This is a genomic window from Nostocoides jenkinsii Ben 74, from assembly GCF_001046875.1.
GTDB classification, from domain to species: domain Bacteria; phylum Actinomycetota; class Actinomycetes; order Actinomycetales; family Dermatophilaceae; genus Nostocoides_A; species Nostocoides_A jenkinsii.
The window spans coordinates 2,421,422-2,442,208 of sequence record NZ_HF571038.1 but is presented as its reverse complement, the minus strand read 5'-3'; the positions used below and the strand labels follow the sequence as shown (position 1 = coordinate 2,442,208).

Below are 20,787 nucleotides of genomic sequence, written 5' to 3'. Positions count from 1 at the left end.
CCCCCGCCGCGCCCGCGGCTCCGGCGCGCAAGGCCGCCGCGAAGACCGCAAAGGCGGCGCCCGCCAAGGCCACCAAGGCTGCGGCCAAGGCGACCAAGTCCACGAAGGCGAAGTCCTGACCGGTCCGACATCGGACAATTCAGAGGGGCGGTGCCGATCGGCACCGCCCCTCCGCTTGCCGCCCGCTGCCGATCTGCGAGGCTGAGGTAATGACGTCGACCCTCATCGTGCGCGGCGGCAAGCCGCTGGTGGGTGACGTCGAGGTGCGCGGGGCCAAGAACCTCGTTTCCAAGGCGATGGTCGCCACGATCCTGGCCGAGGAACCGTGCCGGCTGCGCGGCATACCCGAGATATCGGATGTGCAGGCCGTCTCCGGACTGTTGGAGTTGCACGGTGTCCGGACCGACTCCACCGATCGCGACGGCGAGCTGACCTTCGATCCCACCAACGTGGAGCAAGCCCACGTCGCCGATATCGACGCCCACGCCGGTTCGTCGCGGGTCCCGGTCCTGCTCTGCGGGCCGCTATTGCACCGCCTGGGAGAGGCCCTCATCCCCGACCTCGGCGGTTGCCGGATCGGCGAACGCCCGATCAACTATCACCTCGATGTGTTGCGCGAGTTCGGGGCCCACGTCGAGAAGCGGCCCGAGGGGCTGCGCCTGACCGCGCCCGAGGGTCTGCACGGGACGAAACTTGCGTTGCCCTATCCGTCCGTCGGTGCCACCGAGCAGGTCCATCGCCTCCATCGTCCTGGAGACCGACGTCCATCCCGGGTTCATGACGGACTGGCAGCAGCCGCTGGTGGTCGCCCTGACCCAGACGGGCGGCATCTCGATCGTCCACGAGACGGTCTATGAGAACCGGATGGGGTTCACCGAGGCGCTGCGCGACATGGGTGCTCGGATCCAGACGTATCCGGAGTGCCTCGGCGGACTGCCCTGCCGCTTCCAGCAGGCCAACTACCACCACTCGGCCGTTGTCTCCGGACCGACGCCGCTGACGCCCGCGGAGATCGAGGTGCCGGACCTGCGGGGCGGGTTCAGCTATCTCATCGCGGCGCTGGCCGCGGACGGCTCCTCGACCGTGACCGGGTGCGAACTGATCTATCGCGGCTACGAGCGGTTCTCGGAGAAGCTCGACGCGCTCGGGGTGGACTACAGCCTCGTCTAAGCCACGCTCAGCCGATGTATGGCCGTTCTCAGCCGATGGCCTGACCGTCGCCGATGCCGACGATCCAGATGCGCGTGACCGACTCCCCGGCCAGCTCCAGCGACACGCGCTGACCCACCCGCAGGTGCCGAAGCCCGCTGCCCACCAAGGCGGTTCGCTCGAAGGGAACCACGCGGCCGTCGTCGCGAATCAACTCACCGGAGGCGTCGTCGGCGTCGAAGCGGTGGACCGTTGCCTGCATGGGCCGACCCTAGCGGCGGGGAATCGTGTGATCGGCGAGCAGCGTCGCGAGATTGGCCCCGCACCCCAGCTGGAGGGCGGCGGCGAGATCCTCGGCGACGTCGACATCGGTGCGCAGATGCGGCAGCTCCAGATCGAGGCGCAGATAGCCGGACTTCTCGTGCCGCTCGGCCGATCCTTCCCCGAAGCGCGGATGCAGGGTCCCGGTGCGGTCCGTGAGCAGGACCGTGCCCGTCCCCTCCCGGTCCGGCACGAAGGCGCGGTCGTATGACGCGGCCAGCGTCAGCGCCTCGGTCAAGTCCTCCCCGCGCAAGGCGGGCAAGTCGCCTAGGAGAGCAGCGACAGCGGCCGGCGGCTGATCCCGCTCATGCGGCATTGTCCGCTCGCGCGCCCCAATCGCGCCGTCCGCGTGCCGGACGGCGGCGTTCAGCCCGGTGACGGGGTCGGGGACGCACAGAAGGCCGGCGTTCTCGCCATACTTCACAATCACCGGGTCACTGCACACGAGCACGATGCGGTCCGGCGGGATCGCCTGGGCCACAGCGTCGAGAGTGTCCAAGGCGATGGCGCGGGTGAGCGCGGCCCTGTCGGCGTGGGCAACATCGAGGCGGGACTTGCCGGCCGGGGCGCCCTTGACGGGCACGATGACCCACCACGGAATCAGGCTCTGCGGTGCGGTCATGGGCAGGATCGTGCCATGGCGGGCCGGGTGCGTGCATACTCCACCAGGATCTGTGTCGAAACGAATGCCGAAGGACCCATGACGAGCGACGAACCCACCATCACCGAGCCTCCGCGCGCCTACCGAGGCGTCGTGAAGGTCCTGCGCCCGGTGCTCATGGCCGTGACGAAGCGACACTGGTCCGGCGTGGAAAACCTTCCGCGCACCGGTGGCTTTGTCGTGTGCCCGAATCATGTGTCCTATACGGACTTCCTGGCGCTCGCGCACCTGATGTATGACAGTGGCCGCCCGGTGTTCTTCCTCGGCAAGTCCGGCCTCTTCGAGACGCCGGTGATCGGGCGGATCATCACCGCCGCGGACCAGATCCCCGTCTATCGCGGGACCGAGCGGGCGGTCGATGCCTATCGAGCCGCTGTCCAGGCCGTCCGGGACGGGAAGGCGGTGGCCATGTATCCGGAGGGAACGCTCACCCGCGATCCCGGCGTCTGGCCCATGAAGGGCAAGACCGGTGCGGCGCGCGTTGCGTTGGAGACTCGGTGTCCGGTCATTCCGATCGCGATGTACGGCCCCGAGCAACTACTCGCGCCGTATTCGAGTCGACTGCGCCTGTTTCCGCGCAAGACAATGCGGATCGTGGTCGGGTCGCCCGTGTTCCTGGATGATCTGTATGGCCGTGCCGACGCCGACGCAGCCCGGGAGGCGACCGACCGGATCATGGCGGCCATCACCCGGCAGTTGGCCGAGGTCCGCGGGGAGGACGCCCCGGCTGAGGCGTATGACGCGCGCAAGGAGGGTGCGCCGGCGTTCGGGAAGCCGCCGCGTCGATGGCGTCGGCGGCGCTGACCGACGGGACTCACGCGCGGGAGTCAGGCGTCGAAGTCTGGCGCGGGAGTCAGGCGTCGGTGTCAGGCGGGCGAGTCAGGCGTCGGCGGCCTGGTCCAGGGCCGCGCTGACGTCAGCCCAGAGGTCCTCGATGTCCTCGATGCCCACCGACATCCGGATCAGGTTCGGGGGAGTGGTTTCCGGCTCGTTGGGGTGGCGACGTCGCCGCTCCCACTGCGACTCGACGCCGCCGAGCGACGTCGAATGGCTCACGAGCCGGGTCGCGGCGCAGGCGCGTTGCGCCGCATCCGCGTCGCCGGCGACCTCGATGGCGAGCATCGCCCCGAATCCGGGATAGCGGATCTGAGCGACCTGCGGATGGCGAGCCAGGCGGGCGGCGAGGATCGCCGCATTGCGGGTGGCGCGCTCCATACGAACTGAGAGGGTGCGGACGCCGCGCGCGGCAAGCCAGGCTTCGACGGCGCCGGGGATGGCGCCTTCGAGGTGGCGAGTCTCGGCGAGGGACGCGTGGGCGGCGACGCCCCGCTCGGTGGCGGCGGTGACGCAGGCGCCGAGGATGAGGTCGGAGTGGCCCGAGAGGTACTTCGTGACCGAATGGACGACGACATCGACCCCATCGGTCAGGGGCCGCTGGTTCAGCGGCGTGGCAAAAGTGTTGTCGCACACCACGATCGCCCCCCGCTCGTGGGCGGCGGCGGTCACGGCGGCAATATCCGTCAAGGTCAGCAGGGGATTGATCGGGGACTCGATCCACAGCAGGTCGGCGCCGTCGAGCGCGGCAATCGTCGCCTCGGTGTCACTGCTGTCCACCCAGCGCACCACGAACTCGCCGCGCTCGTGGGCGAGCGTGAGGACTTGATGCACGCCGTTGTAGGGACCGGCCGGCGCCACGATGGTGCTCCCGACGGGGACGAGGCGCAGGGCCGCGTGGATCGCGGCCATACCCGAGGAGAAGAGCAGCGCCGAACCCCCCTCCAACGCCCCGAGAATCTCCTCGAACGGCTCCCAGGAGGGGTTCCCGCCGCGGGCGTAGATGAGGTCGCCGCCCGCGGCATACGTCGAGGTGAGGACGATGGGCGGGGCAACGGGCGCTCCCGGCGTCGGGTCGGGGCGACCGCCGGAGACGACGAGGGTGGCGGGTTGCAGAGTCGAGAGGTCGTCGGGCGACATGCGTTCACCTTAGGCTGCCCGCCCCGCGGCGCTCTGCGGGATAGCGTTGAGCCCGATGAGTCCAGACCAGCAGCCAGCCAAGGTCCGTGTCGCCCTGCTCTTCGGCGGGCGGTCCTCCGAGCACGCCGTCTCGTGTGCCACGGCGGCCGGGGTGATGCGCGCGATCGACCGCGCGGCATACGACATCATCCCGATCGGGATCGCCCCCGACGGGCGCTGGGTCGTCGTCGCGGACGATCCGACTCCGCTCGAACTCACGGCGACGCATCGGCCGAGCGTCCCCGACGATGCTCCCGGGGTCATCGTGCCCACCTCCACGCGTGACCGCGTGCTGCGCTCGATGAGCGCGACGAGCGTCCCCAACCAGCTCGGCGAGGTCGACGTCGTCTTCCCCCTCCTGCATGGTCCGTATGGCGAGGACGGCACCGTCCAGGGGCTCCTCGAACTCGCCGACATCCGCTATGTCGGGTCGGGCGTGCTCGCCTCCGCGGCGGGGATGGACAAGCACGTCATGAAGGTGATGTTCGCGAGTGCGGGACTCCCGGTGGGTCCGTATGTCGTGGTGCCCGACACCCGGTGGCGCCATGACCGGGCCGCGGTCGAGGCCGACGTGGCCGGGCTGGGCTGGCCGGTGTTCGTGAAGCCAGCGCGGGCCGGGAGCTCGATGGGGATCACGAAAGTCGACGGGCCGGAGGGACTGGCTGCGGCGATCGAGACGGCTCGCGCGCACGATCTGAAGGTGTTGGTCGAGGCCGCGATCGTCGGACGCGAGATCGAGTGTGCCGTGTTGCAGGGCCGGGACGGCGAGCCGAACCGGACCTCGCAGGTGGGCGAGATCGTGGTCCGGGCCGGTCACGGGCACGCGTTCTATGACTTCGAGGCGAAGTATCTCGATGGCTCGGCGGTGGAGTTGAGTTGCCCGGCGCAGGTACCGGCGGAGATCAGCGACCGGGTTCGTGCGTATGCCGCGGCCGCCTTCGCGGCGCTCGGCTGCGAGGGGCTAGCCCGGGTGGACTGCTTCTATACGGTTGACGGGGACGTGCTGATCAACGAGATCAACACCATGCCGGGGTTTACACCGCAGTCGATGTATCCGCAGATGTGGCAGGCGAGCGGGGTGAGCTATCCCGACCTCATCGACGAATTGATCGCGCTGGCGCTGGCGCGACCGGTCGGGCTGCGCTAAGGCTGTCGCCATTGCCGGGATGGGCGGCCGGATGAGGGCGGACGGGTTCGGGCGCGGGTGTGAGCTGGGCGTGGTTGTGAGCTGCGCGCAGGCGTGAGTCAGGTGCAGGCGTGGCCGGTGCGGGGGAGCGCCTCGGCGACCTGATCGAAGTCGGGGAGCACCATGGGCTCGGGGGCATAGGCCTTCGGGATGAGGACCTCAAGGGCCGGGTCACGGCCATACGTGGTGAAGGCGACACCGTCGTCGAGGGGTTCGACGACCCAGTCGATGCCGTCGACCTGGATGCAGTCGAGCGTGGTGGGGCTGAGGGCGGCGAAGCCGCAGCGCGCGATGATCGCCGGATCACCCCAGGCCGCGGCGGCCGGCGATGTGGGGGAGATGACGGCCATCGGTTGGCTGGCGACCTTCTCCGGCCAGGCCAGCGCGCAGGCGGGGTCGGCGGCATTGGGGGCCGCCGTGACCTCGATGGGCCCTCCGCAGGCGGCCAGCAGGACGAGCGTCGCCGCCGCGAGCGCGGAGCGGATCAGACGTGGACGACGGTGCAGGTGAGGGTCCGAGTGATGCCGGGGACTTCCTGGATGCGCGCGATGACGAGCTTGCCGAGGTCGTCAACCGACTCGGCCTCGATCCGGGCGATGCAGTCGTAGGGGCCCGTGACGTCTTCGGCCGCAGTGACCCCCGAGATGCCCGAGATCGCCTCGGTCACGCTCGCGGACTTGCCGACCTCGGTCTGAATGAGGATGTAGGCCTGAACCATGGGATTGGCCGTCCTTTCGCCGGTGCGCCGGCGCTCGGCCGGGTCGGGTTGATCGGCCCGGGCACGGCCCCGGGCACCTGTCTGAACGCTACCTTGCCTGCTATGCCCGCGTCGCCCCAGCCCCGGATCGTCTCGGATCTGACCGAGTCGCAGCTGCTTGACCGGCTGCTTCCGCTGATGGATACCGGTCCCGCAGAGCGTGTCGGCCCCGGCGACGATGCGGCCGTGCTCGACCTGGCTGGGCCGGTCGTGGCGACGACGGATGTCGTTGTGCGAGGGGTGGATTGGCGCGAAGACTGGTCGGAACCCGAAGACCTCGCGGTCAAAGTGGTCACCCAGAACCTCGCGGATATCGCGGCCATGGGCGCGCGCCCGCGCTCGCTGCTGCTGACGTTGACGATGGAGCCCACGACGGAGGTCGAGTGGGTCCTGCGGCTCGCCGCGCAACTCGGCCAGGAATGCCGGCGGTATGGCGTGTCCGCCGCCGGTGGTGATCTCTCGGGAGCGCCGCCCGGGTTCGCGTCGATCGGGGTGACGGCTCTTGGCGTCCTCGATGGTGTGTCGCCGGTGCTGCGCTCTGGGGCGCGGACCGGGGACCGGGTCGCCGTTGCTGGGTCGTTGGGGCGATCGGCGGTCGGGTTGTCGCTCCTGCTGGCCGCTACGGCCGGATCGCGCGGAGTCGGCGATGTGGCGGCGGTGCCGCGTGAGGCGCTCGCGCACCATCGCCGACCCTCCAGCCCGCTCAGCCAGGGCCCGATCGCGGCGCGGGCAGGGGCGAGCGCCATGATCGACATCTCGGATGGGCTACTGCGCGACGCCGGGCGGATCGGGCGCGCGAGCGGCGTCGCCGTGAGCATCGACTCGGCGGCGTTGGCGCCCGACCTCAACTGGGCCGAACGCTATCTGTCGCGGGAGGAGGCGCGGGCGTGCGTGCTGACCGGCGGCGAGGAGCACAGCCTGCTCGCGTGCTTCCCGGCCACCGTGGAAGTGCCGCCGTGGTGGCGGGTTATCGGTGAGGTGGTCGCCGGTGAGGGGCTGCTGCTCGACGGGCGCGCGGTGCCTGCCGGCGGATGGGATCATTTTGCCGACCGGCCCGGTGCGTGACCACCGGTTGCGACGGCTTGCAAGGGCAGCAAAATGCCCCCGGGGCGTGGCCCCGGAGGCATTCGGTCAGGCCGACCTCAGCGGACGACCTTGCCCGCCTTCAGGCAGGAGGTGCAGACATTGACGCGCTTCGGGGTCTTGCCAGCATCGCCGACCATCGCACGCACCCGCTGGATGTTGGGGTTCCAGCGGCGCTTGGTGCGGCGGTGCGAGTGCGAGATGGAGTGACCGAAGCCCGGGCCCTTGCCGCAAACGTCGCAGGTGGCAGCCATGGGTGGATCTCCTCGGAAGTGTGGTAATCGTCAAGCGCCCGGCGCCCGGCGTGATGGGTCACGAGCGGCGCAAGGCAACCCCACAAGATTAGCCGACGTCAGGTCGGCTTCCAAAACGGCAGGCTGTCACCCCTCATGGGTAGCCTGCCCGGGTGAGATTCGGCGCGCGGGAAAGGAGGCGGTCATGGCCGGTCTGCAGACGAAATTGTCGACCCTGATCGCGTCCACGGCGCGCCCGTTGGAGCAGGCGCGCGGCATACAGACTGTGGGCGACCTGCTGGACTTCTATCCGACGCGGTGGGTCAGTTATGACAGCGACCTCGGCACGCCCGCGGATGGGGAGTTCGTGGTCGTCGTGGGGGAGGTGAAGTCGGCCTCGACCCGGCCGATGCGCAATCGCCGAGGGTCGATGCTCTCGGCGATTTTGACCGACGGGCGCAGTGAGATCGAGATGACGTTCTTCAATGCGCGCGGTCACGAGGACAAGTTGCGTCCTGGGGCCAAGGTCATCGCCGGGGGTCAGGTGAGCCACTTTCGGGAGCGGCGGCAGCTTGCGCATCCGGGCTACACGCTGATCAGTGACCTCGATGATTCGGCTTTGCCGGGCCTGTTTCCGCTGTATCCGGCCGTTCCGAAACTCCACAATTGGAACCTCGTGCGGGCGGTCAAGGTCGTCATTGACCAACTCGATCCGTTGCCCGATCCGATCCCCGCCGATATCCGGCGGCGGCGCGACCTGCTGGAGCGCGCCAAGGCCGTGATCGCGCTTCACCGGGCCGACAGCAAACGGCATCTGGAAGTCGCCCGCACTCGGCTGCGGTATGAGGAGGCGTTCCTCCTGCAGGTGGTCCTGGGGCGCCTGCGGGCGGCGCGGGAGGCCGAGATCGCCACGGCCCGCGTCGTGACGGATGGGGCGGCGTTGGCGGCCTTCGACGAGCGGCTTCCGTTTGCGCTCACCCCCGGCCAGGTGTCGGTGGCCGCCGAGATCGAGGCCGATCTGGCGCGGGAGCACCCGATGTATCGCCTCCTACAAGGCGATGTCGGCTCCGGCAAGACCGTCGTGGCGCTGCGCGCGATGCTGACGGCGGTGGACGCGGGCGCGCAGGCGGTGTTGCTCGCCCCCACTGAAGTCCTGGCGGCCCAACACGCCCGCACCATCCGCGCAATGCTGGGGGATCTGGCGTTGGGCGGCATGCTCGGCGGCCACCCCGACGGGACCAAAGTCACCCTGCTGACGGGCTCGCTAACTCAGCCTCAGCGACGCCAAGCCCTGCTCGACATCGCGTCGGGGGAGTCCGGGATCGTCATCGGCACCCACGCCCTGCTGCAGGACAAGGTGATCTTCGCGGACCTGGCGCTCGTGGTGATCGACGAGCAGCACCGCTTCGGAGTCGAGCAGCGCGATGCCCTGCGAGCCAAGGCCAAGACCGTGCCGCACGTCCTGGTCATGACGGCGACCCCGATCCCGCGCACGATCGCGATGACGACCTTCGGGGAGTTGGACGTCTCGACGCTGACCGAGAAACCGGCCGGTCGCTCGCCGATTCAGTCGTATGTCGTGGACGAGGCACTCCCGACGTGGGTCGAGCGGACCTGGACGCGCGTGGCGCAGGAATGCGGGCGGGGGCACGCGGCATACGTCGTCTGCCCCCGGATCGGGGAGGTCGAGGAGGGGACTGTCGAGGAGGAGTCGCGGGGGGCTGCGGACGGAGGGGAGCCGTGGCTGCCGTTCGATGACGGCGTCTCGCTGCGGCCGCCGATCGGCGTGATCGAGACCCTCGCGGAGTTGCAGGCCAAGCCGGAGCTCGCCGGCCTGCGGCTGGCGGTCCTGCACGGGCGGTTGACCGCCGAGGAGAAGGATCGGATCATGGCCGACTTCGCGGCCGGGGCGATCGACGTGCTCATCTCGACCACGGTGATCGAGGTCGGCGTCGACGTGCCGCGCGCCACCGTCATGGTGATCCGCGACGCGGATCGATTCGGGGTGTCGCAGTTGCATCAGCTACGGGGGCGGGTCGGGCGTGGCGAAGACCCTGGGCTGTGTTTGCTGATGACGTCCGTCGCGGCCGGGCCGACGCGGGAGCGCTTGAATGCGGTCGCTGAGACTGACGATGGGTTCGCGTTGGCGCGGTTGGACCTGCAGCAGCGCCGCGAGGGCGACATCCTCGGGGCGCGGCAAAGCGGCGGGCGTGGTCGGCTACGGTTCCTGTCGCTCATTCGGGACGAGGAGTTGATCACGCAGGCCCGCGCCGACGCGCGCGAGGTCGTGGCGCGCGACCCGGAGTTGGCGGATCACCCCGAGATCCGGCTGGCGGCCGATCAGTGGGTGGCTCCCGAGCAGGCCGAGTTCTTGGACAAGGGGTGACTCATGACGCGCATCATTGGTGGCACGGCGGGGGGTCGGCGGCTGGAGGTCCCCTCAGGGCGCGAAACGCGCCCGACGTCCGACCGGGTCCGGGAAGCGATCTTCAGCGTGCTGGAGAGCCGCGACGTGCTCGACGGGGTGGCGGTTCTCGATGCGTATGCCGGGTCGGGCGCCCTCGGGCTGGAGGCCGCCAGCCGGGGGGCGGCGAGCGTGGTGTGCGTCGAGTCGCACCGCCCGACGGCCCGCCTGATCGAGCGCAATGCGAAGTCGTTGGGGCTGCCGGTGGACGTGGTGGCGGCGACGGTGGCGGACTTCGCGGGGCGCGAGACCCGACGGTTCGGCCTGATTCTGGCTGACCCGCCCTATCCGATGACCGAGCCGGTGCTGGCGGCCGATCTGGCGAGTCTCGCCGGCGTGGCCGAGCCCGGGGCGCTCCTGGTCGTGGAGCGCTCCAGCCGCTCGCCCGAGCCCACCTGGCCCGCAGGGGTCGAGGTCGAGGTTGGCCGCCGCTACGGCGAGACGACCGTGTGGCTCGCGTGGGCGGCATACGTCAATGAGGTTCTGGGTTAGCGGTTTTTGACGGACCGAGGGCGGCGCCACCGCGCGCCCCCTCACGGACTTAAGCACGCCTTACGCACTTGAGCACGCCTTGCAAGGCGTGCTCAAGTTCGTAAGACGTGCTCAAGTCCGTGGGGTGCGCGGGTTGCTAGGTTGCGGGTGTGTCCCTCGCTCTGTGCCCCGGCTCCTTCGACCCCGTGACGGCGGGGCACCTGGACGTCATCGAGCGGGCGGCGGGGATGTTCGACACCGTGCTCGTCGCGGTCCTGCACAACCCGGCCAAGCAGGGCACGTTCCCGGTCGCCGAGCGGCTGCGCTTCATCGAGGATGCGTGCCGCCACTTGCCGGGGGTGCGGGTCGAAGCCTTCGCCAACCGGCTGATCGTCGACGTGGCCCGCGAGGTGGGGGCGACCTGCCTGCTCAAGGGGCTGCGGAGCGAGACGGACTTCGAGTATGAGGTGCCGATGGCCTCGATGAATCGCGCCCTGACCGGCATCGAGACGCTCTTCCTCGTGGGGGATCCGGCCCGCGCGCACATTTCCAGCAGCCTGGTCAAGGAGGTTGCGCGGTTCGGTGGGGACGTGAGCGGGATGGTTCCGGACGCGGTCCGCGACGCCCTCGTCGCCCAGTTCCGCAGCAATTTGGGCGCCGGGCCTGCCGCACCGTAAACTCTTGCATTGGTCTGTCCCGAACTCGTGGGCCCGATCGATCCGAATCACTGAGCTGGAGCCATGACGCGTCTCGACCCCCGCTCGCCCCTGGTGGTCGACACCACGGAGCTGAGCCGCCGTCCGGGGTCGATGCGTACCATTTCCCGCTCGGTCGAGTTCCCCGAAGCCGTCGGCACCGACGTTATCCAGGTGGCGGCCGGCAGTCCGGTCGAGGTGGAGTTGCGCCTCGAATCGGTCATGGAAGGGGTGCTCGTGACCGGATCGGCGCGGGCGATCGCGGCCGGCTTGTGCGTGCGGTGCCTGGAGCCGCTCACCCTTGAGGTGAACGCTCCGTTCCAGGAACTGTTCGTCCATGCTGATCGCGCCGTCCACAACCGCGAGGTGGGGGCAACCGATGAGGACTCGCAGGAATGTGTCGTCGTCGATGACTTGATCGATCTCGAACCGGTCTTGGTCGACGCCATCGTTCCCGCGCTGCCTTTTCAACCCGTGTGCCGGGAGGACTGTCCGGGGCTGTGCCAGGAATGTGGCCAGCCCTTGGCGGACGATCCCGACCACACACACGAATCGCTCGACCCGAGATGGTCGGCTCTCGCACAACTGGCGTCCTCGACCGAGGTCGACGACCCACCGACGAAAGGGACCTGACGTGGCCGTTCCGAAGCGGAAGACCTCGCGATCCAACACCCGTTCCCGCCGGGCCAACTGGAAGGCAGCGCCCGTCGCGCTGACCACCTGCCCCTCCTGCAAGGCGATTGCCCAGCCGCACATCGCGTGCCCGAGCTGCGGCGCCTACAACGGCCGGACGTATGCCGTGGCCGAGCGGACCGAGCACCAGGGCTAGTCCGGAGTCGGTCATGGAACGACCGGCGCAGGAGTTGTGCGCGTACCTCACGGAGGTCACGGCGCACGTTGTCGACCCCGGACTCGTCGAGATTGCGCTGACCCATCGGTCGTTTGCGTACGAGAACGGGGGCGTCCCGCACAACGAGCGGCTGGAGTTCCTCGGTGACTCCGTGCTCGGTCTGGTTGTGACCGACACCCTCTATCGGGCCCACCCCGACAAGAGCGAGGGTCACCTCGCCAAGCTGCGCGCCGCCGTGGTCAACATGCGTGCGCTCGCCGACGTTGGTCGCACGATCGGCCTCGGCGACTATGTGCGTCTCGGGCGCGGCGAGCAGACGACCGGTGGACGAGACAAGTCGTCCATCTTGGCGGACACCACCGAGGCCATCATCGGTGCCGTCTTCCTCTCGGCCGGTATGCCCGCGGCGGCCGGACTCGTGCACCACCTCCTCGATCCGTTGTTGGCGTCGTCGGCCGAAATGGGCGCCGCGCTGGATTGGAAGACCTCGCTTCAGGAGGCCTGCGCGGCGCGGGAGTTGGGCTCGGTGGGTTATCGCGTCGCTGACGAAGGCCCGGAGCACGAAAAGCTCTTCACGGCGGAGGTCGTGATCGACGGCCAGGTATTTGGGACTGCCACGGGCCGAACCAAGAAGGATGCCGAGCAGGGCGCCGCCGCGGCCGCGTGGCGGGAGCTGCAAGAGCGCCCCATCCCCGCGGTCGCCGTCGGCGACTGACCATGCCGGAACTCCCCGAAGTCGAGGTCGTTCGCCGGGGTCTGGCGACGCATGCCGCCGGCCGGGTCATCGAGGTTGCTGAGTTCCGTGGCTTGCGGGTTGCGCGCCGACATGAGGCGGGTCCTGAGGACCTGACCGCCCGTCTGCGCGGCCGACTGATCGAGTCGGCGCAGCGTCGTGGGAAGTATCTCTGGCTGGCGTTGGACGGCGGCGAAGGACTCATCGTCCATCTGGGGATGAGCGGTCAGATGTTGGTGAGCGATCCCGACCAGCCGGATCAGCGTCACCTCCACGCGCGCTTTCGCCTCAGCGACGGCCGCGAGATCCGCTTTGTCGACCAGCGCACCTTCGGTGGGCTGGCCCTGGCGACCCTCGACTGGGACGGCATTCCGGAGCCGGTCCGCCACATCGGGCGCGACCCCTTTGACCCGAAGTTCGACGCACGCGCCGCGGCCGCCCGGATGGTCACCTCCAGCAGCGGTGTCAAGCGGCTGCTGCTCAACCAGACGATCGTGTCCGGGATCGGCAATATCTATGCTGACGAGTCGCTGTGGCGGGCGCAGATCCACCCGGAGAAGCCGGGTGATCGGCATACGAAACCGGCGATTGTCCGCCTTCTTGGCCACGCCGCCGACGTGATGAACGCCGCGCTCGAGGAGGGCGGGACCAGCTTCGACGCGCTCTATGTGAACGTCAACGGTCAGTCGGGGTACTTCGACCGGCGACTCGCGGCCTACGGACAGCAGGGAATCCCTTGCCCAAGATGTGGGACGCCAATCGTGCGCGAGTCGTTCATGAACCGTTCGTCGCACTTCTGCCCGAGGTGCCAACCGAAGCCACGGACAAGTTCCTAGCGACGCCTGAATGGCAATTGGCAAGGGGGAGTTATCGTGGTGACCGGGCCTCGCGAGCCTGAAGCGTCCCGCCCAGGAGAGCGAGAACGCATGCTCGCGGAGAGTCCAGTCCTGTTGTCGTCGGCCGGTCTGACGAAGCGCTTCCCGTCGTTTCTGCTCGACCGCGTCAGCTTCGAACTCGCGGTTGGGACGTTGTTGGGGTTCGGTGGCCGCAGCGGGGCGGCAAGTCGACGACGTTGAAGGCGTTGTTCAACGTCGTCCATGCGGACGGGGCCTGGTCCGGTTCCTCGGCCTGGAGTTCGCGTCGAACGAGGCGGAGATCAAGCATCTGGCTGGACAGACCTTCGGTGGTGTCGACCAGCTATCAGCGCAAGAGGATCTCGGCCGTCACCGACGTCAACAGGCGATTCTTCAAGGCCTGGGACGAGGCCGGCAACATCGGCCCGGTGCTCCTCGGTGAGGTCCGTGAGACTCTGGGCCTGCTCCTCGAGTTCTAGTAGCTCAGCACGAAGTTTGGCGCAACGCAGGCATGCGCTGCGGGCGATGTCCTCAGGCGCAGGTGGTCCGGCTCGGGGGTTCCATCGCCATACCGTGGCGAACTCCCCACAGCACGGCTTGGCTTCGCGAGGTAACCCCCATCCGGCGATAGGCCGAGCGGATGTAGGACTTCACCGAGTTGATCGAGAGGAAGCACCGGGCGGCAATGTCCTTATTGGACAGGCCCCGCGTGATCAGGGCGATGATCTCGGCCTCGCGTTCGGTGAGGCCCTCGGCTTGCCCCGGCCAGCTGCGCTTGCGCGACGGGGGCTCGACCGGGCTGGGTTCTTGTCGGATGCGACCGTTGGGGTCGTCAACATCGGCACTGGCGGGGGCGACGGGGTGGTCGCGGCGTACCTGTTCGCCACCATGCACGCGCTCGATGGCTTCCACCATTTCGAGAGCGCTGGTCGCCTTGGACACGAAGCCATCCGCGCCGAGGGCGAAGGCGTTGTCGACACGGTCCGGCTGCCCGCCCCAGGAGTAGACGATGACCTTGCCGACGGCCGGGCTGGCGATGACGTCCGATAGTGCCGCTTCTTCACGGCGAGCGGGAGCGAAGGTGTCATACAGCGCGACGTCGACGGGCTTTGCAACGTCAGCGCGCACATCAAATTCGACGAGGTCGACGCGGCCGGGGTAGTCCGCGAGCATCTCCGCCAGGCCGCGGACGACGAGTTCGTAGTCGTTGATGATGGCCACGGTGATGGGGGGTCGTGGTGGTAGTCCCATTCGTACGAGCGTACACGCGGTAACCCCCGGGCGCTTGGGCTTGTTGACCTGTGAGTATGCGGTTACTGGGCATTCCGCAAGATCGCCTCGAGGTCTCTCACCCCAAGGGGGGAAGCGGGCAAATACTCGTTGTGTATAGGCATCCGGAAGGCGATGAGCGGCCGCAATAACCCGCGGCGGACGCAAAAGCTATTGCGTCCGCGCGAGGCTATTGCGTCCGCGGAGGGGGGTGGCCAGGTTATTGCGTCCGGGGCGGGGGTCGGACGGAGGGACGGCCAGGTTATTGCGTCCCAGGCGGGGCGGCTCCGCTGCGGAGGGGGCGGCGCGTTTGGCCGGCGGGTCAGGGGATCGGGAGGTCCTTGAGCGTGACCTTCTGACCGGTGTGCTTCTCCGACAGGGTGGCCAGGGCGGCGCGGATCGTCTTGGCGAACAGGTGCTGGCCGGTCATGCTCGGGTGAATGCCGTCGGGCTGCAGCTGGGATGGATCGGCGGTGACGGCGGAGTTCCAGTCGGCGACGATCACGTTGGGGTTCTGGCTGGCGACGCGTTGGAGCAGCGCGTTGTCGCCGGCAGTGCGCGACATGTTGAGATGCAGGTTGACCAGGACGATCATCCGGTCCGGCCCCAGCAGCTTGAGCGTCTCGCGTAACTCGGGCTCGTCCACGCCGGCATTGGTGCCGAAGGCCAGCACGACGGCGCGGCGGATATTGGTGCCGGACGCCTTCACCGCGGCGAGGGCGGCGCTCCACTGCCGATTGGACCGGGCGTCGATGCGGATGCCGGGGAAGTAGTACTGCAGCGCGGGGACGGAGCCCACGGCCATGGAATCGCCATACAGATCGATCTCATCGCCCGTCGGCATCGACCAGGCGGCCGCGTTGGTGGCCGTCGGGGCGACGCTCAGGGACCGGTCCGTCGTCGGACGGGCGGCGGCGGCGTTGGCGTCGATCTGCCGCTGGGTCGAGGTCTCGTCAGGAGCGGTGAGCACGACGGTGCCGACAATCAGCACCGCCAGGGCGGTCGCGCCGGCGAGCCACTGGCGGGCGGAATAGCGCCCCAATGACGGCAGCCGCACAGCCCGTCGGGCCGCTCCCCGGAACCCCAGCCGTCGGACCGGGGTCTCGATAAACCGGTAGGACAGGTCGGCGATGGCCAACGTCACCAGGACGCACCAGAGGCGGGAGCTGACGAAACCGGAGCCCCCCGGAGCGGTGCGGATGTCCTGGTTGACGATCAGGATGACGGGCCAGTGCCAGAGATAGATGCCGTATGACCGTTGGCCCACCCAACGCAGCGGCGGCAACTCCAAAACGCGCTGGAGGGTGCCGGACGTGGTCACCGACACGGCCACCAGCACCGTGGTCGCCAGGCAGGCCAACGTCAGCCCGCCACGGAAGGTCCAGGCGGAGGTCTCCTGCGCAAACCACAACAGGGAAGCCAACGTGACGAGAGCGACCGCGGTCACCGGAGGCGCATAACGCGCCCAGGTGGTCGACGTGAAGAACCGCGCGTCCGGACCCGCGAGCGCGAACGCCAGGCCGGCGCCGAACATCAAGCCCATCAGGTGGGTGTCGGTGCCGTAGTAAACCCGCGTCGCCCCACCCGAAGGGTCGTAGAGGACCGCCATCGCCACCGCCGACGCCAGCCCGGCCCCGACAGCGATGCTGGCCCGAACCCGCGACGAGCGAACGAGCGCCAGCAGGGCGAGGGTGGCGAGCGGCCATACGAGGTAGAACTGCTCCTCGACCGCGAGCGACCATAGGTTCATGAACAACTGCGGCGTGGTCGAGTGGAAGTAGTCAGAGCCGGCCAGTATCTCGACCCAGTTGGTCGAGAACGTCAAGGCCCCCAGCACCTGACGCCCGATGCCGACGAGCAGGTCACTCTCGACGATGCGGGCCAAAAGCACACTGACCGGCACACACACCAGCAGCGCCGGCAACAACCGCCGCGCGCGCCGCGTCCAGAACCCCGCTAGGTCGACCCGGCCGTTGTCCCGGCGCTCGCGCACCAGCAACGTTGTGATCAGGAAGCCCGAGACGACGAAGAACACGTCGACCCCGAGGTAGCCACCGGGCAGCCACGCCGGGTTGAGGTGGAAGACGATGACGGCGACGATCGCAAGGGCGCGCAGACCATCGAGGCCGGGCAGATGCCGAGGCAACCCCGCCCTCGCCGGAGGAGTTGGCGGTCCAGCCTGGAGGCGGGGGCCACCGTCTGCCCGGCGTGCCGGATCGGCAACAGCGGTCATGGGGTCAGCCTCATTTCCTCAACTCGGTCCCAGGGGCCCGATATGGTGCCCATCGCTCGTAGCCACCGTAAAGTGAGCCACCGACAGCCCGTGGAAGCCACGCGGGACCGACACCCCCAAGGACCCCGATGACCGCTCCATCCCGGATGGTGGTCGTTGTCGCGGGCCGTGTTCAGGGCGTCGGCTTCCGCTGGTGGACCCGCGCGCGGGCGCTGGAACTCGGGCTCACCGGCCATGCGCGCAACACCGACGACGGCCGGGTCGAGATCGACGCCCAGGGCGAGCCCGCCGACTGTGAGCGGTTGCTGTACCTCCTGGGCGAGCAGCCGTCCTCCACCCGCCGACCGGGTCGGGTCCGATTTGTCTCGGCCCCGAACTGGGTCCCCGCCCGCCCCGACCGGGACACCTTCGTCGAACGCTGATCCCTCCCGAGCCTGGTTGGCGCCCCCGTGAGCCCGGCTGATCCGCGGCACTCTTGACCACATTCCCCGCACCCTGTCCGAGGGGCGACCTGGACCCGCCCACCGACCCCGCGCACCATACGATCGCTGCCGTGACCGCCGCCGATGACCCCGCGACCAGGCCCGACCTGGCCCGCCTAAGGGCGACGATCGACAACATCGATGCCGCCCTCGTACACCTCCTCGCGGAGCGATTCAAGGCGACCCAAGCAGTGGGTCGGCTCAAAGCAGATGCCGGTATGCCGCCCGCGGACCCCGCGCGCGAAGACCGCCAGATCGCCCGCCTCCGAGCGCTCGCCGACGATGCCGGGCTGGACCCGCTCTTTGCCGAGAAGTTTCTGGCGTTCATCATCGCCGAGGTCATCCGTCACCACGAGGCGATCAGCGCCTCCCACGGCTCGCCGGACGCGAGTTAGCCCGGAGTTAGCCCGGTGCGAGCGGGGCACGGGGCTACAGTGAGGCGCTGATCCGCCAGCCGAGGCCCAAGGACCCGTGTGTACGTCAAAACCCTGACCCTCAAGGGGTTCAAGTCGTTTGCCTCCGCGACGACCCTCCGGCTCGAACCCGGCGTGACCTGCATCGTCGGCCCGAATGGCTCCGGCAAGTCCAATGTCGTCGACGCCCTCGCCTGGGTGATGGGGGAGCAGGGCGCCAAGAGTCTGCGCGGCGGGAAGATGGAGGACGTCATCTTCGCCGGGACGGCCGGGCGGGCCCCGCTCGGTCGCGCCGAGGTCGCGATGACGATCGATAACACCGACGGGGCGTTGCCGATCGACTACACCGAGGTCACGATTTCGCGGACGATGTTCCGCACCGGCGGGTCGGAATACGCCATCAACGGCACCTCGGCCCGACTCCTCGACGTTCAGGAGTTGCTGTCCGACTCCGGCCTCGGCCGGGAGATGCACGTCATCGTCGGCCAAGGCCAACTCGACACGGTGCTGCGGGCGACTCCGGAGGAGCGCCGCGGGTTCATTGAGGAAGCGGCCGGGGTCCTGAAACATCGGCGGCGCAAGGAACGTGCCCTGCGCAAACTCGAGTCGATGGAAGGCAATCTCACCCGAGTCGCCGATCTGACCGGAGAGATTCGCCGCCAACTCGGCCCCCTCGGTCGTCAGGCGGAGGCGGCGCGCAAGGCCGCTGTCATTCAAGCCGACGCCCGGGACGCCCGACTGCGCCTGCTGGCCGACGATCTCGTGCAACTTCTCTCGGCGATGGAGCAGGAGAGTGCGGATGAGGCGGCGCTGCTCGCGCGGCGTACCGAACTCGACGAGGCGCTCGCCGACGCTCGCGGACGGCTCGCCGCCGCGGAAGAGGAGGCCGCCGCAGCCGCGCCACTGCTCACCGCCGCCCGCAACCGCTGGATCGCCCTTCGCGGTGTGCGTGATCGCATCGAGGCCACCTCGGGATTGGCGGCCGAACGACTTCGCCTGCTGCGCACGGACGACGCCGATGAGACGGTCAGCGGGCGCGACCCGGAGGAACTGCTCCGCCAAGCGGCCGCCGCCCGGGAGCACGAAACCGCACTGACCGCCGAGGCCGTCGCCGCCACCGAAGCCCTCGCGCTCGCCGTCGCCGCGCGCGAAACCGCCGAACAGCAGGCGTATGCCGAGCAGCAGCGCGTCGCTCGGCTCGCCCGGGCGGAGGCGGACCGGCGCGAGGGTCTGGCCCGGCTCACGGGTCAGGTCGCCTCGCGCACGTCCCGGATCGAGGCCACCGAGGCCGAGATCGGCCGGTTGGGGGAGGCCATCGCGGCGGCGCGTCACCGCGCGAGTCAGGCCGAGGTCGAGTTCAAGGCGCTTGAGGGGAGCATCGCCCAGGACGAGGACGGCGAGGAGGGGCTGGACGCGGCATACGAAGCAGCAGCGGCGCGGCACGACGCGAACTGTCGCGTCGTCGACGAGCTCGTCGAGACGGAGCGAGGGCTGGAGCGGGAACGACTCGCCCTGACGGCGCGACTCGACGCCCTGCGGCTCAGCCTGCGCCGCCGCGACGGCGCCGACGTCCTGCTGGCGGACGGGGCCCCCTTGAGCGGGGTGACCGGGAGCCTGGCGCAGGTGCTGCGGACCGCCCCCGGGGATGAGGTGGCGATCGCGGCGGCGCTGGGGTGGGCCGCCGAGGCGATCGCCACGACCGATGCCAACGCCGCGGCGGAGGCGCTCGCCTTCCTGCGGGAGAACGACGGTGGGCGCGTTGGGATTGTTTCCGGTCGGGCTGCCGGTCGGTCCGGGCGCGAGGTGCCGAAGCCGGAGACGGCGAGGTGGGCGCGATCGGTCGTGACCGTCCCGCAGGAGTTGAGCTCCGCCCTGGACCACCTCCTCGCCGACGTCGCCCTCGTCGCGGACTTGCCCGCGGCGCTGCGCGCGGCCGACGAGTTCGGCCTCACCGCGGTGACGCCCGAGGGCGACGTGATCGGGCCCGGATTCGCGCGTGGCGGCAGTGCCGACGCCCCCAGCCTGATCGAACTGGAAGCGGCCGTGGCGTCCGCCGAGGCGGAACTCGCCGATCGAACCGGGGCCGCCGAGCGCACCCGGTTCGCCCTCGCCAAAGCTCGCGCGGAGTTGGAGGCGAGTGCCGCGGAAGTGGACGGCCACTTGGAGCGGCTACACGAGTCCGACGCCCGTATGGCCGGGCTCGCCGAGCAACTCGGAGCCCTCGGCGGGGTCATTCGCTCGGCGAATGCCGAAATTGCCCGCAACGAAGCCTCCGCGGAGCAGGCTCGCAGCGGACTCACCGCGGCCAGGGCCGAACTCGCCGATCTCACCGAACGTCTCACGGCGGCCCAGGAGGACGTCGTCGAGGATGGCGGGCAAGCGCCGGATGACCGGGAACGCTTGGATGCGGCCGCTGCCGCGGCGAGGGCGGCCGAGACCGAAGCCCGACTGCATGTGCGTACCAAGGAGGAACGCGCCCGGGCCGTCCAAGGCCGCGCGGCGTCGCTCGAAGGCGCGGCCCGCAACGAGCAAGCCGCCCGCGATCGTCTCCGGACCCGTCAGGAGCGGCGCCGGCGCGAGGCCGCCGTCGCCGAGACGGTGCACGCGGCCGCCGTGACCGGCTTGGCGACCTTGACACCGGCCTGCGAGCGGTCGGCGATGATCGTGGCCGCCGCCGACGCGGAGCGAGAGCAGCGCGACCGGGCGCTCGCGGAGTTGCGCGCTCGGACCGGCACCTTGCGCGACGAGCTTTCCGGCTTGACCGACGACCTCCACCGGGACGAGATCGCCAAGGCGGCGGCGCAGGCGCGCATCGATCAACTGCGCACCAAAGCTATCGACGAACTCGGCATCGAGCCCGAGGTTCTGGTCGAGGATTTCGGTCCCCACCAGCTGGTGCCCACCCTGGCACCGGCGGGGG

Annotated in this window: 22 protein-coding genes and 1 pseudogene; 15 read left to right on the top strand and 8 right to left on the bottom strand. The window is 69.5% G+C overall.

From position 1 onward, the window contains the following. Positions 1-209 precede the first annotated feature (209 nt). Positions 210-1,170, top strand: a pseudogene (locus BN13_RS11600) (hypothetical protein). Positions 1,171-1,198: 28 nt separating this feature from the next. Here BN13_RS11600 and BN13_RS11595 read toward each other — a convergent pair. After that, positions 1,199-1,411: a cold-shock protein gene (locus BN13_RS11595; protein WP_048547002.1), complete on the bottom strand. Its 213-nt coding sequence runs from the start codon at positions 1,409-1,411 to the stop codon at positions 1,199-1,201. Positions 1,412-1,420: 9 nt separating this feature from the next. Then, on the bottom strand, positions 1,421-2,092 hold the full coding sequence (gene cofC, locus BN13_RS11590; protein WP_048547000.1) for a 2-phospho-L-lactate guanylyltransferase: 672 nt from the start codon (positions 2,090-2,092) through the stop codon (positions 1,421-1,423). A 78-nt stretch (positions 2,093-2,170) separates the two neighbouring features. Here cofC and BN13_RS11585 point away from each other — a divergent pair, with 78 nt between their 5' ends. Beyond that, positions 2,171-2,935 (top strand): lysophospholipid acyltransferase family protein, encoded by a 765-nt coding sequence (locus BN13_RS11585; protein WP_048546998.1) that lies wholly within the window; start codon positions 2,171-2,173, stop codon positions 2,933-2,935. Between the two features lie 75 nt (positions 2,936-3,010). Here the strand turns inward: BN13_RS11585 and BN13_RS11580 are convergent, their stop codons facing one another. Then, complete coding sequence (locus BN13_RS11580) at positions 3,011-4,105, bottom strand: trans-sulfuration enzyme family protein (RefSeq protein ID WP_048546996.1); 1,095 nt, start codon at positions 4,103-4,105, stop codon at positions 3,011-3,013. Between the two features lie 55 nt (positions 4,106-4,160). Between BN13_RS11580 and BN13_RS11575 the strand changes: the two genes are divergently transcribed. Next, positions 4,161-5,291 (top strand): D-alanine--D-alanine ligase family protein, encoded by a 1,131-nt coding sequence (locus BN13_RS11575; RefSeq protein WP_048546994.1) that lies wholly within the window; start codon positions 4,161-4,163, stop codon positions 5,289-5,291. 98 nt (positions 5,292-5,389) lie between these two features. Here BN13_RS11575 and BN13_RS11570 read toward each other — a convergent pair whose 3' ends face one another. After that, positions 5,390-5,680, bottom strand: a complete 291-nt coding sequence (locus tag BN13_RS11570; RefSeq protein ID WP_407667859.1) for a DUF3515 family protein — start codon at positions 5,678-5,680, stop codon at positions 5,390-5,392. A gap of 134 nt (positions 5,681-5,814) precedes the next feature. Then, positions 5,815-6,048: an Lrp/AsnC family transcriptional regulator gene (locus BN13_RS11565; RefSeq protein WP_048546990.1), complete on the bottom strand. Its 234-nt coding sequence runs from the start codon at positions 6,046-6,048 to the stop codon at positions 5,815-5,817. A gap of 102 nt (positions 6,049-6,150) precedes the next feature. Here BN13_RS11565 and thiL point away from each other — a divergent pair, with 102 nt between their 5' ends. Beyond that, entirely contained in the window at positions 6,151-7,152 is a 1,002-nt protein-coding gene (gene thiL, locus BN13_RS11560; RefSeq protein ID WP_048546988.1) for a thiamine-phosphate kinase, read from the top strand. A 77-nt stretch (positions 7,153-7,229) separates the two neighbouring features. On the opposite strand, the gene rpmB is transcribed toward thiL, so the two are convergent. Beyond that, positions 7,230-7,424, bottom strand: a complete 195-nt coding sequence (gene rpmB / locus BN13_RS11555; RefSeq protein ID WP_048546985.1) for a 50S ribosomal protein L28 — start codon at positions 7,422-7,424, stop codon at positions 7,230-7,232. 184 nt (positions 7,425-7,608) lie between these two features. On the opposite strand from rpmB, the gene BN13_RS11550 reads away from it, so the two are divergent. The 8 genes from BN13_RS11550 (at position 7,609) to BN13_RS19320 (ending at position 13,949) form a co-directional block, all read left to right on the top strand. After that, positions 7,609-9,789, top strand: coding sequence for an ATP-dependent DNA helicase RecG (locus tag BN13_RS11550; protein ID WP_048546984.1), 2,181 nt, complete (start codon positions 7,609-7,611; stop codon positions 9,787-9,789). A gap of 3 nt (positions 9,790-9,792) precedes the next feature. Beyond that, positions 9,793-10,359 (top strand): 16S rRNA (guanine(966)-N(2))-methyltransferase RsmD, encoded by a 567-nt coding sequence (gene rsmD, locus BN13_RS11545; RefSeq protein ID WP_048546982.1) that lies wholly within the window; start codon positions 9,793-9,795, stop codon positions 10,357-10,359. A gap of 149 nt (positions 10,360-10,508) precedes the next feature. Then, the gene (gene coaD / locus BN13_RS11540; RefSeq protein WP_048546980.1) at positions 10,509-11,015 is read left to right on the top strand and encodes a pantetheine-phosphate adenylyltransferase; all 507 of its coding nucleotides are present in this window, start codon (positions 10,509-10,511) and stop codon (positions 11,013-11,015) included. A gap of 63 nt (positions 11,016-11,078) precedes the next feature. Next, entirely contained in the window at positions 11,079-11,666 is a 588-nt protein-coding gene (locus BN13_RS11535; protein ID WP_048546978.1) for a YceD family protein, read from the top strand. A gap of 1 nt (position 11,667) precedes the next feature. Continuing rightward, positions 11,668-11,862 (top strand): 50S ribosomal protein L32, encoded by a 195-nt coding sequence (gene rpmF / locus BN13_RS11530; protein WP_048546976.1) that lies wholly within the window; start codon positions 11,668-11,670, stop codon positions 11,860-11,862. Positions 11,863-11,875: 13 nt separating this feature from the next. After that, positions 11,876-12,598, top strand: coding sequence for a ribonuclease III (gene rnc / locus BN13_RS11525; RefSeq protein ID WP_048546975.1), 723 nt, complete (start codon positions 11,876-11,878; stop codon positions 12,596-12,598). A gap of 2 nt (positions 12,599-12,600) precedes the next feature. Beyond that, positions 12,601-13,452, top strand: coding sequence for a bifunctional DNA-formamidopyrimidine glycosylase/DNA-(apurinic or apyrimidinic site) lyase (gene mutM / locus BN13_RS11520; RefSeq protein WP_048546973.1), 852 nt, complete (start codon positions 12,601-12,603; stop codon positions 13,450-13,452). A gap of 350 nt (positions 13,453-13,802) precedes the next feature. Further along, entirely contained in the window at positions 13,803-13,949 is a 147-nt protein-coding gene (locus BN13_RS19320) for a hypothetical protein (protein WP_157038562.1), read from the top strand. A 52-nt stretch (positions 13,950-14,001) separates the two neighbouring features. Here BN13_RS19320 and BN13_RS11515 read toward each other — a convergent pair whose 3' ends face one another. Beyond that, positions 14,002-14,721: a response regulator transcription factor gene (locus BN13_RS11515; protein ID WP_084733716.1), complete on the bottom strand. Its 720-nt coding sequence runs from the start codon at positions 14,719-14,721 to the stop codon at positions 14,002-14,004. Between the two features lie 340 nt (positions 14,722-15,061). After that, complete coding sequence (locus BN13_RS11510; protein WP_084733715.1) at positions 15,062-16,972, bottom strand: acyltransferase family protein; 1,911 nt, start codon at positions 16,970-16,972, stop codon at positions 15,062-15,064. 128 nt (positions 16,973-17,100) lie between these two features. Here BN13_RS11510 and BN13_RS11505 point away from each other — a divergent pair, with 128 nt between their 5' ends. From BN13_RS11505 to BN13_RS11495, 3 genes are all read left to right on the top strand, one after another. Further along, the gene (locus tag BN13_RS11505) at positions 17,101-17,394 is read left to right on the top strand and encodes an acylphosphatase (protein WP_048546969.1); all 294 of its coding nucleotides are present in this window, start codon (positions 17,101-17,103) and stop codon (positions 17,392-17,394) included. A 131-nt stretch (positions 17,395-17,525) separates the two neighbouring features. Continuing rightward, positions 17,526-17,849 carry a chorismate mutase gene (locus tag BN13_RS11500; RefSeq protein ID WP_235434025.1) on the top strand — a complete coding sequence of 108 codons (324 nt, stop codon included), beginning with the start codon at positions 17,526-17,528 and terminating at the stop codon, positions 17,847-17,849. A gap of 78 nt (positions 17,850-17,927) precedes the next feature. Beyond that, positions 17,928-20,787: AAA family ATPase (locus BN13_RS11495; RefSeq protein WP_053079779.1), on the top strand; the 2,860-nt coding region annotated here is incomplete at its 3' end.

Bases quoted from the DNA above. Each gene is read 5' to 3' on its own strand.
- BN13_RS11595 (WP_048547002.1), bottom strand. From the start codon at position 1,411: ATGCAGGCAACGGTCCACCGCTTCGACGCCGACGACGCCTCCGGTGAG.
- cofC (WP_048547000.1), bottom strand. From the start codon at position 2,092: ATGACCGCACCGCAGAGCCTGATTCCGTGGTGGGTCATCGTGCCCGTC.
- BN13_RS11585 (WP_048546998.1), top strand. From the start codon at position 2,171: ATGACGAGCGACGAACCCACCATCACCGAGCCTCCGCGCGCCTACCGA.
- BN13_RS11580 (WP_048546996.1), bottom strand. From the start codon at position 4,105: ATGTCGCCCGACGACCTCTCGACTCTGCAACCCGCCACCCTCGTCGTC.
- BN13_RS11575 (WP_048546994.1), top strand. From the start codon at position 4,161: ATGAGTCCAGACCAGCAGCCAGCCAAGGTCCGTGTCGCCCTGCTCTTC.
- BN13_RS11570 (WP_407667859.1), bottom strand. From the start codon at position 5,680: ATGGCCGTCATCTCCCCCACATCGCCGGCCGCCGCGGCCTGGGGTGAT.
- BN13_RS11565 (WP_048546990.1), bottom strand. From the start codon at position 6,048: ATGGTTCAGGCCTACATCCTCATTCAGACCGAGGTCGGCAAGTCCGCG.
- thiL (WP_048546988.1), top strand. From the start codon at position 6,151: ATGCCCGCGTCGCCCCAGCCCCGGATCGTCTCGGATCTGACCGAGTCG.
- rpmB (WP_048546985.1), bottom strand. From the start codon at position 7,424: ATGGCTGCCACCTGCGACGTTTGCGGCAAGGGCCCGGGCTTCGGTCAC.
- BN13_RS11550 (WP_048546984.1), top strand. From the start codon at position 7,609: ATGGCCGGTCTGCAGACGAAATTGTCGACCCTGATCGCGTCCACGGCG.
- rsmD (WP_048546982.1), top strand. From the start codon at position 9,793: ATGACGCGCATCATTGGTGGCACGGCGGGGGGTCGGCGGCTGGAGGTC.
- BN13_RS11535 (WP_048546978.1), top strand. From the start codon at position 11,079: ATGACGCGTCTCGACCCCCGCTCGCCCCTGGTGGTCGACACCACGGAG.
- rnc (WP_048546975.1), top strand. From the start codon at position 11,876: ATGGAACGACCGGCGCAGGAGTTGTGCGCGTACCTCACGGAGGTCACG.
- mutM (WP_048546973.1), top strand. From the start codon at position 12,601: ATGCCGGAACTCCCCGAAGTCGAGGTCGTTCGCCGGGGTCTGGCGACG.
- BN13_RS11515 (WP_084733716.1), bottom strand. From the start codon at position 14,721: ATGGGACTACCACCACGACCCCCCATCACCGTGGCCATCATCAACGAC.
- BN13_RS11510 (WP_084733715.1), bottom strand. From the start codon at position 16,972: ATGACCGCTGTTGCCGATCCGGCACGCCGGGCAGACGGTGGCCCCCGC.
- BN13_RS11505 (WP_048546969.1), top strand. From the start codon at position 17,101: ATGACCGCTCCATCCCGGATGGTGGTCGTTGTCGCGGGCCGTGTTCAG.